The sequence below is a fragment of the Butyricicoccus sp. AM78-15b2TA genome (assembly GCF_027665985.1).
Classification (GTDB): domain Bacteria; phylum Bacillota; class Clostridia; order Oscillospirales; family Butyricicoccaceae; genus Agathobaculum; species Agathobaculum butyriciproducens.
This window is the reverse complement of sequence record NZ_JAQEHY010000020.1, coordinates 1-12,993: the sequence shown is the minus strand read 5'-3', so window position 1 is coordinate 12,993 and position 12,993 is coordinate 1. Positions and strand designations below refer to the sequence as shown.

The 12,993-nt window shown below is 46.6% G+C and carries 14 protein-coding genes and 1 pseudogene; 2 read left to right on the top strand and 13 right to left on the bottom strand.

The window, feature by feature from the left end; translation table 11 throughout:
* Nucleotides 1-45: 45 nt before the first annotated feature.
* The 7 genes from mobQ to PGS25_RS13765 all read right to left on the bottom strand — a co-directional run bounded on the left by mobQ (nucleotide 46) and on the right by PGS25_RS13765 (nucleotide 6,767).
* A complete protein-coding gene (gene mobQ, locus PGS25_RS13795) occupies nucleotides 46-1,635 on the bottom strand; it encodes a MobQ family relaxase (protein ID WP_055052368.1) in 1,590 nt (529 codons plus the stop codon).
* Nucleotides 1,636-1,772: 137 nt separating this feature from the next.
* A complete protein-coding gene (locus PGS25_RS13790) occupies nucleotides 1,773-2,429 on the bottom strand; it encodes an ABC-2 transporter permease (protein WP_015540957.1) in 657 nt (218 codons plus the stop codon).
* Complete coding sequence (locus PGS25_RS13785) at nucleotides 2,426-3,292, bottom strand: ABC transporter ATP-binding protein (RefSeq protein ID WP_055052367.1); 867 nt, start codon at nucleotides 3,290-3,292, stop codon at nucleotides 2,426-2,428. Before PGS25_RS13785 ends, PGS25_RS13790 begins: the two co-directional genes overlap by 4 nt.
* Before the next feature lies 1 nt (nucleotide 3,293).
* Entirely contained in the window at nucleotides 3,294-3,671 is a 378-nt protein-coding gene (locus PGS25_RS13780) for a GntR family transcriptional regulator (RefSeq protein ID WP_270419113.1), read from the bottom strand.
* 170 nt (nucleotides 3,672-3,841) lie between these two features.
* A complete protein-coding gene (locus tag PGS25_RS13775; protein ID WP_270419112.1) occupies nucleotides 3,842-4,255 on the bottom strand; it encodes a sigma factor-like helix-turn-helix DNA-binding protein in 414 nt (137 codons plus the stop codon).
* A gap of 453 nt (nucleotides 4,256-4,708) precedes the next feature.
* Nucleotides 4,709-5,920 carry an MFS transporter gene (locus PGS25_RS13770; RefSeq protein WP_117552925.1) on the bottom strand — a complete coding sequence of 404 codons (1,212 nt, stop codon included), beginning with the start codon at nucleotides 5,918-5,920 and terminating at the stop codon, nucleotides 4,709-4,711.
* A complete protein-coding gene (locus tag PGS25_RS13765; RefSeq protein ID WP_117552926.1) occupies nucleotides 5,913-6,767 on the bottom strand; it encodes a GNAT family N-acetyltransferase in 855 nt (284 codons plus the stop codon). The genes PGS25_RS13770 and PGS25_RS13765 overlap by 8 nt, the downstream gene beginning before the upstream one ends.
* Before the next feature lie 259 nt (nucleotides 6,768-7,026).
* On the opposite strand from PGS25_RS13765, the gene PGS25_RS13760 reads away from it, so the two are divergent.
* The gene (locus PGS25_RS13760; RefSeq protein WP_002570974.1) at nucleotides 7,027-7,383 is read left to right on the top strand and encodes a helix-turn-helix domain-containing protein; all 357 of its coding nucleotides are present in this window, start codon (nucleotides 7,027-7,029) and stop codon (nucleotides 7,381-7,383) included.
* Nucleotides 7,384-7,606: 223 nt separating this feature from the next.
* Here the strand turns inward: PGS25_RS13760 and PGS25_RS13755 are convergent, their stop codons facing one another.
* Nucleotides 7,607-9,019, bottom strand: coding sequence for a relaxase/mobilization nuclease domain-containing protein (locus tag PGS25_RS13755; protein ID WP_270419111.1), 1,413 nt, complete (start codon nucleotides 9,017-9,019; stop codon nucleotides 7,607-7,609).
* 121 nt (nucleotides 9,020-9,140) lie between these two features.
* Between PGS25_RS13755 and PGS25_RS13750 the strand changes: the two genes are divergently transcribed.
* On the top strand, nucleotides 9,141-10,550 hold the full coding sequence (locus tag PGS25_RS13750) for an ATP-binding protein (protein WP_097772890.1): 1,410 nt from the start codon (nucleotides 9,141-9,143) through the stop codon (nucleotides 10,548-10,550).
* A gap of 73 nt (nucleotides 10,551-10,623) precedes the next feature.
* Here PGS25_RS13750 and PGS25_RS13745 read toward each other — a convergent pair whose 3' ends face one another.
* The 5 genes and pseudogenes from PGS25_RS13745 to PGS25_RS13725 form a co-directional block, all read right to left on the bottom strand.
* Nucleotides 10,624-10,923: a CD1845 family protein gene (locus tag PGS25_RS13745; RefSeq protein WP_270419109.1), complete on the bottom strand. Its 300-nt coding sequence runs from the start codon at nucleotides 10,921-10,923 to the stop codon at nucleotides 10,624-10,626.
* Nucleotides 10,920-11,222 carry a hypothetical protein gene (locus PGS25_RS13740; RefSeq protein WP_015529855.1) on the bottom strand — a complete coding sequence of 101 codons (303 nt, stop codon included), beginning with the start codon at nucleotides 11,220-11,222 and terminating at the stop codon, nucleotides 10,920-10,922. Before PGS25_RS13740 ends, PGS25_RS13745 begins: the two co-directional genes overlap by 4 nt.
* Nucleotides 11,223-11,373: 151 nt before the next feature.
* The gene (locus PGS25_RS13735; protein WP_425518628.1) at nucleotides 11,374-11,718 is read right to left on the bottom strand and encodes a plasmid mobilization protein; all 345 of its coding nucleotides are present in this window, start codon (nucleotides 11,716-11,718) and stop codon (nucleotides 11,374-11,376) included.
* Complete coding sequence (locus PGS25_RS13730; RefSeq protein ID WP_118043082.1) at nucleotides 11,715-12,533, bottom strand: DUF3849 domain-containing protein; 819 nt, start codon at nucleotides 12,531-12,533, stop codon at nucleotides 11,715-11,717. Before PGS25_RS13730 ends, PGS25_RS13735 begins: the two co-directional genes overlap by 4 nt.
* Nucleotide 12,534: 1 nt before the next feature.
* Nucleotides 12,535-12,993, bottom strand: a pseudogene (locus PGS25_RS13725) (helicase); the annotation flags it as partial.

Genomic DNA, 12,993 nt, shown 5'->3' with positions numbered 1-12,993 from the left:
AAGCGCCTGCCATTCTCACGGGGAAAATAGCAAGCGCCTGATTGGTTAAAGTTCCATATCCTGTTTTTGCTGGCGGCGGGGCGTCTGGCGTTTCTCTGCCTGTTCCTCCCGGATACGCTGCTCCCGGCCTTTGACTGCCTGCTGGATGGATGGTTTCTTTCCCGGCTCTGCGGTCTGGCGGTACTGCTCGGATGGCAAAACCTGATTGAGCCAGTGGCGCACATCCCGCAAAATCTTCACATCCTCCTGTACGGCAGTCAGTGCTTCCGTCTTGGAAGCGATATTCTCTGAAAGCTGTGCCTGTTCCCCGGCCAGCTTCTTCGTGCTGTACTTCGCCCCATCAAGGTGAACCTTGAAATACCGCAGGGCAGCGTTGTAGGCGTCCAGTTCCTCCTTATGGTCGGCGGCAAATTTCTCCTTGGGTTTCTTCCAGCGGATAGCAGCATATTTCGCATGAACCGGCTTGTTTGCTTCAAAGTTCCCGATATGGAAAAGCAGCCGGTCAATCTCTTTCACACGTTTCTCCATCGGCCTGATTTCCTCACGGATGGAAACGGCCTGTGCGCTGGCTTCATCCAGATAGGCGTCAAGGCTCTCCACGGTGGAAATCTCTTTCTGCCGCAGGAAATCAAGGGCTTCCATGACCTTGTTGAAATCGCCAACAGTGCCTTTCAGCTTCCCCTTGGAAGTCCAGCCGGTGCGTTCCTCACTCCGCATATCCAGATACCGGGAAAGCAGTTCGGGGATGGTCGGCTCCTTTGCCTGTTCCAGTGCTTCCAGCAGCGCCGCTTTTTTCTCTTTCAGGCCGGACAGCCAGCCCTTTAAGCTGCGTACCATCTGCCGGATAGACTGCATGAGGGAATTGGCGGCTTTGATGTCCCGGTTCAGGTTGCCGATGTTGGTCTGTATGCCTTTCTTCTCCAACTGGCTGACCGCTGGCCCCATGTGGACGGTGGGGATTTTATCAATCCCCTGTCGGGCATAGGAGCGAAGGTCAAGGCGCTCCGGGCTGCCGATGGCTTCCAGATAGCGGTTTGCTGTGTCAGCCCAGCCCTGCCGCCATATCTCGGCGTACTTCTGGTCGTTCCAGTCCACGGTGTCCTCCTTGTGGCTTTTCCATCTGCCGGACGCAAGCCGGATACGCTCGCCGTTCTCGTCAAGGTCGTAGACCTTCCGGCTCTTAGGGAGCCATTTCCCGGTTTCGTCCATCGCCCGCATGGTAAGAAGGATGTGGGCGTGGGGATTTCCGTCCCCCTTGTCATGGATGGCAAAGTCAGCAATCATGCCTTTGGAAACAAAAAACTCCCGGCAGTAGTCCCGGATAAGGTCGGCGTACTGTGACCGGGGAAGTTCCCTCGGTATGGCAAGCACGAACCTCCGGGCAAGCTGGGAGTTCCATTGTTTTTCTATGGCTTCGGCGGCGTTCCACAAGGTATTCCGGTCTGCGTACTCCGGCGGGGCATGGGGCGGCAGCATGATTTCGGTGTGGACGATTTCACTTTTATGGGAATAGTATTTCTGCTTCTGGTCGTATTCAGAAAACAGCCGTTCCCCGCTCTGGTAGGCGGCAGACGCAACGGCTGACTGGCGCTTGCTGCGCTGGATGATTTTCACATCAAAGTGCGGGCATGGCAAGTCGTGTCCTCCTTTCTCCCGGCGTCCAGGCAAAAAAAGAGCAGGGAACCTGTTTCAAGATTTCCTGCTCGGTGGTGCCGCCGGTGGCGGCTGGTATTCAGTTTTGAAAGTTCGGGTCAGGTTGGCCCGATTTCAATTTAATATTCGCAGTGTTGAAAAATTTGTTTTGTCAAAACACAAGAGAATATAAAAGTAATTATAGTGATTGCCGTGACAACCAATAAGCTGATATAGTACAAAGTATCTGAAACATTTCCATCAGAAAATGTATTAACTAACATAGTCAATGCGAATACTATGCCTATCGAACCAATCACACTTATAATCAGAATGACTTCTGTTTTCTCTGCTCCCCATAAATAGTAAAGTGGATAAGAAAAGGCTCCAATTAGAATAGCCAGTATTCCGCCGCCTAATACTAATGTGATAGCGTCACGGAAACCATAATAAAAGTATTGGTCGCCATGAATAAAAACTGTGAGGGTCATAAAAACAGCCACAATCACAACCCCAGATATACTCCATATTGTATGACTAATATATTGACTTTCAATAATGGCTTTTCGTCTAACCGGGAGAGTGAGTTTATATTTTTCCCATTTAGATGCGCTTTCTTTACGCACACATGAAACCATCAAAAGTGCAATTATCGGTGGAGCTATGAGAGAAAAAGCAGAAAGCAATGTTGCTTCCCCTGTTATAAGTAAAAGTACACCTACAAGCATTACAAATGCAAGTGCGATTTTCAGGTTTTCAATAACTCCATAGAAATTATTTTTCAAAAGACCTTTCATTTCTGTTCTCCTTTTACCAGTATTAGCATTATTTCATCAATCGTTGCATGGTCAATAACAATACCAGCATACTTTCGTTCGGCGGCTTCCTTATTATTAACCAGCACATCAATCTGATAATCTTGTCTGCGATAAGCAAGAATGTCACTTTTATCTAAATTTTCAAATTGTTTCTCTTTGCAACGCAATATGGCATATTTATAAATCAGATTATCTTTTGACTCGGTTAGAATAATGCGCCCTTGATGGATGAAAGTAATGTAATCTGCTATTTTTTCCAAATCACTTGTGATATGAGAAGAAAGTAAAATAGAATGATCGTCCTCACCAACAAAGTCCAGAAAAACCTCTAACATCTCATCTCTCATAATAGGGTCAAGGCCACTGGTAGCTTCATCTAAAATTAGCAACTTCGGATGATGCGATAATGCGACTGCGATTGCCAATTTCATTGTCATTCCTTTTGAATATTTTCCAATTTTCTGTTTCTCGTTTAGCCGGAATGTTTTTAAATATTTTTGAAACAAACTATTATCCCATTGAGAGAAAATTCCTTGCATAATCTCGGAAATTTGTTTGGCAGTAAGGTATTTCGGGAAATTATCCCCATCATAGACAACACCAATATCATTCCTCAATACGGTATCCTCGTCTTTCATTTCTTTCTCAAAGATTTGAATGGAACCAGAATTGCGGAACAGCGTATTCAAAATACAGCCTATGGTTGTTGTCTTACCAGCACCATTCTCCCCAACGAACCCCATAACAGACCCCATAGGTACTTCAAAAGACACATTATCCAAAAGAAAATCTGACGTTTCATAGGTCTTGCATACATTATCAAGTTTCAAAGCATAATTCATTTTATTCGTCCTCCATATAAAACATTGTGAGCAATTCCGTTAGTTTAGATAAAGGAATGTTGCTTACACGTCCAATATTAGCGGCAGCTTGCAAATGTTCTTCAGCTCGCCTCTGCTGTTCTTCTAAATAAAATTCTTTATTTTGTGCAGATACAAAACTACCTCGACCAACACCGGTTTCTATAAAACCATCCCTCTGTAAGTCCTCATAAGCTTTTTGAACCGTAATGACACTTACATGAATCGACTTTGCTAACGAACGCATTGATGGAATTGCTTCTCCCGGTTTCAATTCTCCGCTCATAATCATCGATTTTATCTGTGATGTTATTTGCTCATATATCGGTTTGTTTGCATTATTACTGATGATAATTTCCATGATTCACCACCTTCACTTTTAATGTACTTAATGCACAAGTACATTATATCATTTGTGTGCTTGTTGTCAAGCAGAAAAATATCAATGCTCGTAAAATACAAGTGCGTAGATGGGGAGCAAGGTCCTGTGCCAGAAGCACTTTGAGACCTTGCGCCCTTTGTTATTCTATCCTAAAAATACTTTGCCAGCTGCTTCAGACCGCGCCGGATACTGTCGCGGACGCGGCTTGAGTCTACACCCTCCGCTGCAGCGATTTCACTCACGCGCATACCCAGGTAATACCTGGCATAGATCCGCTTGGCCTGTTTCTCCGGCAGAGCCATCACAGCGGCATAGAGCTGCTCCCGCAGCTGCTTTTCCTCCAAAAGCATTTCCGGTGTCTGGGGCTTCATCAGGATCGCATTTTCAATGCCGTTGTCGCAGTCCAGGGAGTAATACGCCTTATAACGATACATCCTCCGGTCATAAGCAGCTTCTGCACGCTCAGCAGCTCGGATCGTCTCCAGCACATCTTCGGTTACTTCTACAAAGTGATCGTTTTTGTAAACATCGGGATATAAGTCCCTAAGATTGACTTTCTTCATTATGTACCTCCATTTCGATTCACGGGCGATTGATGAGCGAATCGAAAGGAGGAGGGGATCGACAGCGACATACTTCGGGAGCTTTCCCAAAAAATCGACAGCAAAAAACGCCAGCTCCCCGCAATGGGAAACTGGCGCAACAAAAATGACTATGATTCTTCTGTTTTAGTTGGAATGATAATGCCGATAGGTAGTCATACCTCCCCGGAGGAGGGGCAAGGCTTTTTTTAGTTGGTGTAACTCATGGCTATTGTGAATGACGAAAATTGACATGGCGGTATCCTCCTATAATACCGCCCTCCTGATCGCATGAGCATCGTCGAAAAAGAAACGGCGGCTCTGAAATATGTTATTTCAAAACCGCCGTAAGGCCACTGTATTTTGTTTTGGCGCATAAATACCCAGCCGCCGAAACAACGGTTTTTTTTATTCCCGTTGGGCGACTTTTTTCTTTTAGATTGTTTTGAGTTCCCGACTATAATAAGCTATACCTGCAATTACAATAAGGGCTATACCTGATCCAATCATAATCCACTGCAAGGGAAGAATATCAGCCAAAGGGCCAAACATAACCATACCAATCGGTAAAAAGCCAGCATACATCGTTCCAAGTAATCCAAATACACGCCCCTGCATAGAGGTGTCCGTTTTTTCTTGTAACATAGTGGTAATTGCCGTTTGCACCATTGTCAATGCAACTCCGTAAAATACCATCAAGCTAAGATAGAGAATAAAATTCTGTGAGAGGCCCATTCCGATTGCAAAGGAACCAAACGCCAAAAGTCCGACTGACAGAGTTTTCCCCCGGCTCTTAAATCCTCCCCAGGTGCTCATAACAACGCCGCCTGCCATCATGCCTGCAAACCCGATTACTTCTACTGCGGTAAGATACCAGTAAGTATCACCGAATACCCGCCGAACAAGAAGTCCTGCAAGATAGCCTGCTGGAACACAAAAGAAAGTGAATAGTCCGTAGATGATTAAAAGCTTTCCAATTAGTTTGTCTGCAAAAGCGTATTTGACGCCAATTTTCATGTCAGAAAAGACGCTGGCCTTCTCAATGGAAGTATTTTGTTTCGGAAGTGCCAAGCAGGACAATAGGCCCGTTCCCAAGATCGCCGTTACAATGTCTATCATAAGCGTCGTTCTCAATGTGCTGATTGCAAAAACTGCACCTGCCGCCGCTGGAGCCGCAAAATTAACAATAGACTGCATTGTTGCATTGATGCCGTTGTACCGCATAAGCTGATCTTCTGGGACAAGCTGTGGGATAACGGCATTGACCGCTGGAGTTTGTATTCCTGCCCCCAAGGATCGTATGACCGACATAACAAGCAAACCGTCGAGCAAAGCAGGCTCCGATGAAATATGCGGAATTGCCAATACCATTACGAAAGTGACAAATGCAATCAGCAGATCTGCGCCTATAATCAATTTTTTTCTGTGGTATCGGTCTGCCCATACGCCGCCTATAAATGAAATGAGAAATTGCGGCAGATAGGAACAGACTGTAAATGCAGCCACCCACACGCCGCTGGATGTCTGCATGGTTGCATACCAAACGAGCGCCATTTGAACAAGCGTAGAGCCAAAGAGTGTGATACATTGACTGGTTAAGAAAAGGAGTATTCTTTTCTGCCAGCCGGTGCGTTGCGTGTCATCCATGTTGTATATCCTCCTGTTTTTTAGGAGGGAGCACAAAGCGCTGCGTGGGATAGCCAAACTCTGTCAGCAATTCTTTTTCGGCAAAACCAAGTTGCAATAGCATATCTCGATGCCCTGTATCGGCCTTGTCCTGTTCTCGAAAGGTTGTTGTGCTGATTTCCTGCCCTGGAAGATATGTTTCCAATAAGGCATCCAAGAATAACTTTTGAAGTCCGCGATTTCGATATTGCGGATGTACGCCAAGAAATTCTATACTGCCTGGAGAATAGGTAAATGCCATAGCTCCAATGAGAATATCTCCCTCCCTTAGCACAAGCGCACGCTTTTCGTCAATACTTTCTTCCAGTTTAGCTAAATAGTCATCTTCATCCATTACAGGATACCCATCAATAACAAGCCGCATTAAGTTCATCCAATCGACAATATCTTTCTTTTCTGCTAGCCGAATATCCTGTATTGTAAATTCCATAGCCGTCGTTCTTCGATGTAAAATGAACCGCAACTGCAAAGGATAAAAGCTCCGTTCTTCACGATACTCCGCAGGCGGCGATTTATACATGGCCTTAAAAGCTAATGAAAACGATTGCTGGCTCTCGTATCCGCAGATAAAAGCAATTTCGATAATAGGTTTATCCGAAAAGACCAGAAGCTTTGCCGCCTCTGTAAGCTGGCGGCGTTGCACATAATCATGAATCGTCATTCCTACGGTTTCGGTAAATAATCGGTGTAAGTGATATTTTGAATAGTGAACAGCCTCCGCAACCGTTTCTAATTCCAGCTTTCCGTCAAGATGACTTTCGATATAGTCAATGACTGCCTCTATGCTGATAACTGATTGATTGCCCATTTATGTTCCCTCCTTTCCATCAAGCATAATAACAAAATCAAAAAAGATTGTTTTAATAATTATTGCGAATTTTGAAAATCCTCTCTAAATTCAGATGGGTCATTTATTATACTGTAATTATACTTGAAAAACAAATATTAAAAATAGTCTTTGGTTCTCGTTCTACCAAAAATCAGTATAATCATTCCTATCGACCGGCATAATAAGGTTATTCCTTTGTGCAAATCGGCACGATAGAATATATTTGAGGTGAGTGATTATGCCGATTGATGATTTGACCGCTTTGGGGCAAAAAATGCGGGAAGCCCGAAAGAAAAAAGACCTGACGCAACAGGAGCTTGCGGATCTGAGCCATGTATCTGTCAAGCAGATTGCCAGCATTGAAAAGGGACAAATAAATCCGTCCTATTTGATTTTGAAGGCATTGGCAAAAGTGCTTCCGCTCTCTCTGGACACTCTGATCAATCCAAATGTTTCTCCAGAAGATGAGGGAGCCAATCAGATGAAGATGCTTTATTGTAGCTGTCCGTCAGAAATGCGTGAAACCCTCTTGCACCATACACAGGAGACTGCGAAAGAACTAACAGAATTATCCGAGAAATTTGAAACGAATTGAGCCGGTGAGTGAAATTTGACTGTTTCCTCACTGGCTCCTTTCATTTCTGCAAAGAAAGGGGCAAGCAATGCCTGTGTTAATACACACAGGCCCGCAGAGAAAAAAATCCCTCCGTGATTTTCCTCTCCGCTTGCTTGTTGAGGGCAGCGCCCCCAAGCCCCTTTGAACACAGAATTTCATTCTGTGGCTGCGCGTTCTGCGAACGCTTTTGACCAGAACCAGCTTACCGCTGGCCGTGGTCTTTTTCTTTTTCAACATCCTGTTCTACCTCCATTTTCAGCACTCGATCTACATTTGCCTTTGCCGTTAAAAGCTCCCGCATTTCCTCACGGGAACGCCGGTACTCGGCATAGGTCTTTTTCTTTTCTTCCAGCAATTTCGCGTACTCCGTCTGCAACTCTTTGACCTTGGGAAGCTTCTTGACTCCCATCTCATCAAAGGCATTCTTAGCAGCCTGGTGGAGCAGAATTTCTTCCTCATGTTCTTCCCGGAATTTCTTAGAGTAACCCGCCTTGCGGTATGCCACATAGACCTCACGGGTCTTGGCATAATTTACGATGTGAGTACGCAGAACAGCGATCTCTGCCATGCGCTTTTCAGCCGCTTTGATCTGCGCCGAAAGATCATTGTGATGAGCCGTGGCAGCCGTAGCCTTTTCTTCCAAAACCGCATACTCCAGCAGGTTATGCTCTGACAAGTAATTCATGGTCTGTGCCATTTGTTTCAGATTGAAAACCTTGGCCCAACGAGCATAGCCAGCACCTTTTCCTGCCTGCAATTTTGCCTGAATGTCAACCAGCAGATTGACCTTCGGCGGCTCTGCCTGTGTAACTATTTTCTTTCGTGGGGTATGCGCTTTCTTCCCGGAGAGAACCGCCTGTAAATCATCTAATCCATATCCTTCGCCCAGGCTGTCCATACGGGCGGCTTTCTCCCAACCGGGGAGCTTCAGACGATATGATTTCCCTCGTTTTGATACCTCACAGCCGGACTCTTGCAACAGCTTCAGCAACGCCTCAAAGTCAGTAGGACTTTGTGATAATGCGTTGTCAATCGCCACACGCAGCAGCTCTCGGTGAGAGGGCTTTGCCTGATCGCCCAGCCATTTGTTATAGCTCTTTCCGTGAAGTTTTGGATTCTCTACAATGGACAGTCCGTTCTCAATACAGATGGTGTCACTTAGCCGACGAACCGCCTTGGTGCTGCCCCAAAAGTTTCGGAACTTCCGGTCATATTCTAAGCTGACCGATGACCAGATAATGTGATTATGAATGTGCGACTTGTCTATGTGAGTGCAGACCACAAAGGCATGATTGCCTTTGGTAAAACGCTTGGCAAATTCTACGCCCAGCCGGTTCGCTTCTTCCGAGGTAATCTCGCCAGGGCGGAAGGACTGGCGCACATGATAGGCGATCACATCATCTGCGCCGCGCACTCGTCCGGTAGCGGCAATGTACTGCCGCTTTGCCAGAAGAAACTCTGCATCCGCAGTCCGGCTGTCACACGCATAGCCGGTAATGAGCCTGCCGTTATCTGTTTTCTTTGGGTTGGCCACATAGTCGATGATGTCACTGATCGCCCGACTTTCTGTGCGGCCCTTGCCGACATGAAGCGGCATGATTCTTGTAGTTGCCATAATAGAAGGCCCTCCTCTCATAAATATTTTTTCGCTGAACTCTTTGCTTCTATCGTTGCAATAACTTTCTCCGCTGGGTATAATAAAAAAGAACATTCTACAACCTCAAGGGAGGGATTTTATGATAGAACAGCTCATTGCCGAAGCAACGGAATGTGATTTCAAAGTTGCTCTCGAAACAAAAAAGCCAAAAAGCTGGTTAAAAAGTGTCAGTGCCTTTTCCAATGGGATCGGCGGCACTCTGTTTTTCGGAGTCTCTGATGACCGGGAGCCTATCGGCTTGTCCGATGTTCAAAAGGATGCTGAAGCGATCAGCCGCTTAATCAAAGAACGTATCACACCATTACCGCAGTTTATCTTAAAGCCATTGCAGGAAGATGGTAAAAACCTGTTGGCTCTGGAGGTTTCTCCTGGCCGCAGCACCCCATACTATTACAAGGCAGACGGCGTGATGGAGGCATACATCCGTGTTGGAAATGAAAGCGTAATTGCACCGGATTACATTGTGAATGAACTGATCTTAAAGGGAACCAATCAGTCCTTTGACACCTTAACAACAGAAGCTGTGAAAAAGGATTACAGCTTCACACTCCTGGAGGCAACCTATCTGGAACGAACCGGCCTCCGCTTCGAGCCATCCGATTATGTCTCCTTCGGTTTGGCTGACAAAAATGGGTTCCTGACCAATGCCGGAAAGCTCATGACCGATCAGCACACAGTTTATAACTCCCGTATGTTCTGTACCCGGTGGAATGGCTTGGAAAAAGGCTCTATCTTTGATGATGCGCTGGACGATAAAGAATACGAGGGGAATTTGATTTATTTACTGAAAAGCGGCAGTGAATTTATTCGCAATAATTCCAAAGTCCGTTTTGTCAAAGAAGCTCAGTATCGGGTAGACAAGCCGGATTATGCTGAACGAGCTGTAACAGAGGCTCTTGTCAACGCTCTCATCCATCGTGATTATATTGTGCTTGGCAGCGAAGTCCACATTGATATGTTTGATGATCGGGTGGAAATCACATCTCCGGGCGGTATGTTTGGCGGCGGCTCAATTCAGGAATACGATATTTACAGTATTCGTTCGATGCGACGAAACCCTGTGATCGCTGACCTGTTCCACCGCATGAAGTACATGGAACGCCGTGGAAGTGGTCTGCGCAAAATCGTCAGTGAAACTGAAAAGCTGCCTGGATACACAGAGGCATATAAGCCCGAATTTTCCTCAACAGCGACAGATTTCAGAGTCATCTTGAAAAATGTAAATTACCATCATGGTCCTTCTATCATAGAAACGACCCATGATAAGACCTATGACGCAACCCATGATGCAACCCATGATAAAATCCTTGCATTTTGCATAGAACCACATTCAAAATTAGAAATCGCAGAACACTGTGGATACAAAAACACAAAAAACTTTACACAAAAATATCTGCGTCCGCTATTGAACAATGGAACACTCAAAATGACACTTCCCGATAAACCGAAAAGTAAACATCAAAAATATATTACAGTTCGTTCCGAATAAACAGAGAAGCAGGGCAGTGGGTCTCATCTCCCATTGTCCTGCTTCTTTTCATTCCAAATTATATTCACATCATTTACCCATACATCCAATCCCGGATCACAAATTTCAAATCCTGCACCTTACCCAACAGCCAGATCGCCGCAAGCGGCAATCCCATCGGGCTAATCAAAAAAGCTATAACCAGCAAAATTGCACCATTCTGCGGGGAATAGGTAATAAGCACAGCCACGCCGAGCAGAGTAATTACCGTGCTGAGCAGACCAAGCACCAGACCGGATATGTAGATCAGCCCCGTGCAGAGCCAGACAAAAAGCGTCAACACCAAAATGACCGGTGCAGTTACGATCATCAGCAGACATTTCAAAATCTTCATTTTTGTTCCTCCTTCCAACGCTCCAGATACTGTTTGCATAGGGCATCCGCTTCTCTCTCATCATCTTCCGTCACTTCCCGTTTTCCTTTGGTCAGTTCAATCTCCAGATAAGTCCGGTAATCATCGGCTAAGAGGTCGAACAGTTCCTTGGGAGTATGGCACACCTCGCCAGAGCAATAGTGAAAATCTTGGTCAAATTCAACTCTTACACATCCATGGCGGCTGATATAAACTTCTATGGTCTCGTCTGCGGTTAGGTAATCCGCAAAAATCTCCAGCACCTTTTCAAAGGTCAGCATCTGTTTTCACTCCTTTGCTACGCTTCTTATTCTACTCATATTATCCGGTACGGACAGGCAAAAGACAAGGATACAGACAAAAAGAAAAAGCGGAGGAAGGTGCGGCGAAGAAACGCCGTTCCTCCCTCCGCAAATGGAGTATCTATCCCTGTTATGAAAGTTTGGAGAGTTGGGTAAGGATTTCCTTCACACCCTCCCACAGTTGTTCCTGCCGCTGGGATATATCCTCCAAGTCAGCATTATAAACCCGCCCGGTCTCATGCACTTTGCGGGTCAGCTGGTTCAAGTTGTTGCTGCTTCGGCGCATCAGGGAGACCAGCTCCTTCAGCTCTGGCAGTTCCAGCTTGACCACATAACCATCCAGCGCCATTTTCCGCAGATAAGCGCTCAAATTCTCTGTCCCGTATTGCTGCATCTTTTGATGGATCAGTTCCAATTCTTCTGCGGACACCCAAAACAAAACCGGCACATCCCGCTTGCGCTTTGCCATGGTTATCGCTCCGGCTCCCGTTTTTTCGGGGCGGCAGACTTATGGGCGGGCAGCTCCTGTTTGAGCTTATCCCGTACTGAGGGACGGGACGGTTCCAGTTTTTCTCTCTGGGTACGGCTGCGCTGCTGTTCTTCACGCACCAGATCAATAAAACCATCCAGCACAGCAGGGTGGCTGTTTAAGGCATAACCACAACGGACGGTTTCGGGATTATCGTTGGGAATGGTCTTGGCCCATTCTTTGTTGCGTCGGGAGTAACGCCCATCCCAGTCCTGAAGCTGGACCGTGTTAGACAGAACCATGGACACACGCTCCATGCCATAGGTCTCGATCACACCCTTTGCCGCATCGTGGCTGAGATACATTCCGTCGAAGTGCTCCCGCACCGCCGCTTCAATAGACTCTTTGCATTGGCGATTTACATTGTTGGAAGCTCGGTACTGCTCCAGCTCCCCATGTTCTCTCGCATAGGCAGCTGAATGGGGATAGATCGGTGTTGTTCGCAGTTCCTCTTTAGCTCTGCACACATCGTCGGCACGGTTCTCAATACTGTCCCGGATCACACCCATATAGCCGGTCTCCAGCTTTTCAAAATAGCGGTACACATCCGCCAGCGGAGAGGGAGATTCCAAAAGTGCCTGAGCCTGGGTGTCGATCAGCTCCAGTTCCTCCATTGCCATCACGATGTCCTCGCGGATGGTGTACTCATAGGCATGGTTTAAGACTTCTTCCGGGGGCTGGCTTTTCAGCCAGTCCCGGAACTTGTCCTGTTCGGCAGCCATCTTTTCATAAAGGGCTGTATTCAGATCGTTAGTATTCATGTTATCGCACCTCCTCATGCTGTTTTGGTTTCTTGTCTGTACTGCGGGGTTGCACCGGGCGTTTTAGGTTATCCAGCACCGAAGGCCGTGTGCTTTTGGCAACAACAGACTCGGTGTGTGCCTGCCCCTTTCCGTCGATGTTGAGCAGGGTATCCAGCTCCACCAGACGGGCGTTTTTGCTTCTCAGTTCTTCTTCATAAAGGAATGGCTTTCCAACTTCCTCCTTTGCGGCAGCCTGCTGCTGATAGAGGTTATCCAGCTGGGCCTTTGCCGCCTCCAGACGCTGGGGCATCTGGGCGAGGGCATTGTCGATACGGGTAAGATTTCCGCGAGGGTCTGTACCAAGGGTTGCCCTGTGGGTCATCTGTCCTTTTAGCAGGAGCGTATATTCCTGTTTCCAAGCGGAAAATTCCACAGACATGGCATAGCCCCGGTAGCTGCCGATCTGCACCGGATCGGA

Bases quoted from the DNA above. Each gene is read 5' to 3' on its own strand.
- PGS25_RS13790 (WP_015540957.1), bottom strand. From the start codon at position 2,429: ATGAAAGGTCTTTTGAAAAATAATTTCTATGGAGTTATTGAAAACCTG.
- PGS25_RS13785 (WP_055052367.1), bottom strand. From the start codon at position 3,292: ATGAATTATGCTTTGAAACTTGATAATGTATGCAAGACCTATGAAACG.
- PGS25_RS13780 (WP_270419113.1), bottom strand. From the start codon at position 3,671: ATGGAAATTATCATCAGTAATAATGCAAACAAACCGATATATGAGCAA.
- PGS25_RS13775 (WP_270419112.1), bottom strand. From the start codon at position 4,255: ATGAAGAAAGTCAATCTTAGGGACTTATATCCCGATGTTTACAAAAAC.
- PGS25_RS13770 (WP_117552925.1), bottom strand. From the start codon at position 5,920: ATGGATGACACGCAACGCACCGGCTGGCAGAAAAGAATACTCCTTTTC.
- PGS25_RS13765 (WP_117552926.1), bottom strand. From the start codon at position 6,767: ATGGGCAATCAATCAGTTATCAGCATAGAGGCAGTCATTGACTATATC.
- PGS25_RS13760 (WP_002570974.1), top strand. From the start codon at position 7,027: ATGCCGATTGATGATTTGACCGCTTTGGGGCAAAAAATGCGGGAAGCC.
- PGS25_RS13755 (WP_270419111.1), bottom strand. From the start codon at position 9,019: ATGGCAACTACAAGAATCATGCCGCTTCATGTCGGCAAGGGCCGCACA.
- PGS25_RS13750 (WP_097772890.1), top strand. From the start codon at position 9,141: ATGATAGAACAGCTCATTGCCGAAGCAACGGAATGTGATTTCAAAGTT.
- PGS25_RS13745 (WP_270419109.1), bottom strand. From the start codon at position 10,923: ATGAAGATTTTGAAATGTCTGCTGATGATCGTAACTGCACCGGTCATT.
- PGS25_RS13740 (WP_015529855.1), bottom strand. From the start codon at position 11,222: ATGCTGACCTTTGAAAAGGTGCTGGAGATTTTTGCGGATTACCTAACC.
- PGS25_RS13730 (WP_118043082.1), bottom strand. From the start codon at position 12,533: ATGAATACTAACGATCTGAATACAGCCCTTTATGAAAAGATGGCTGCC.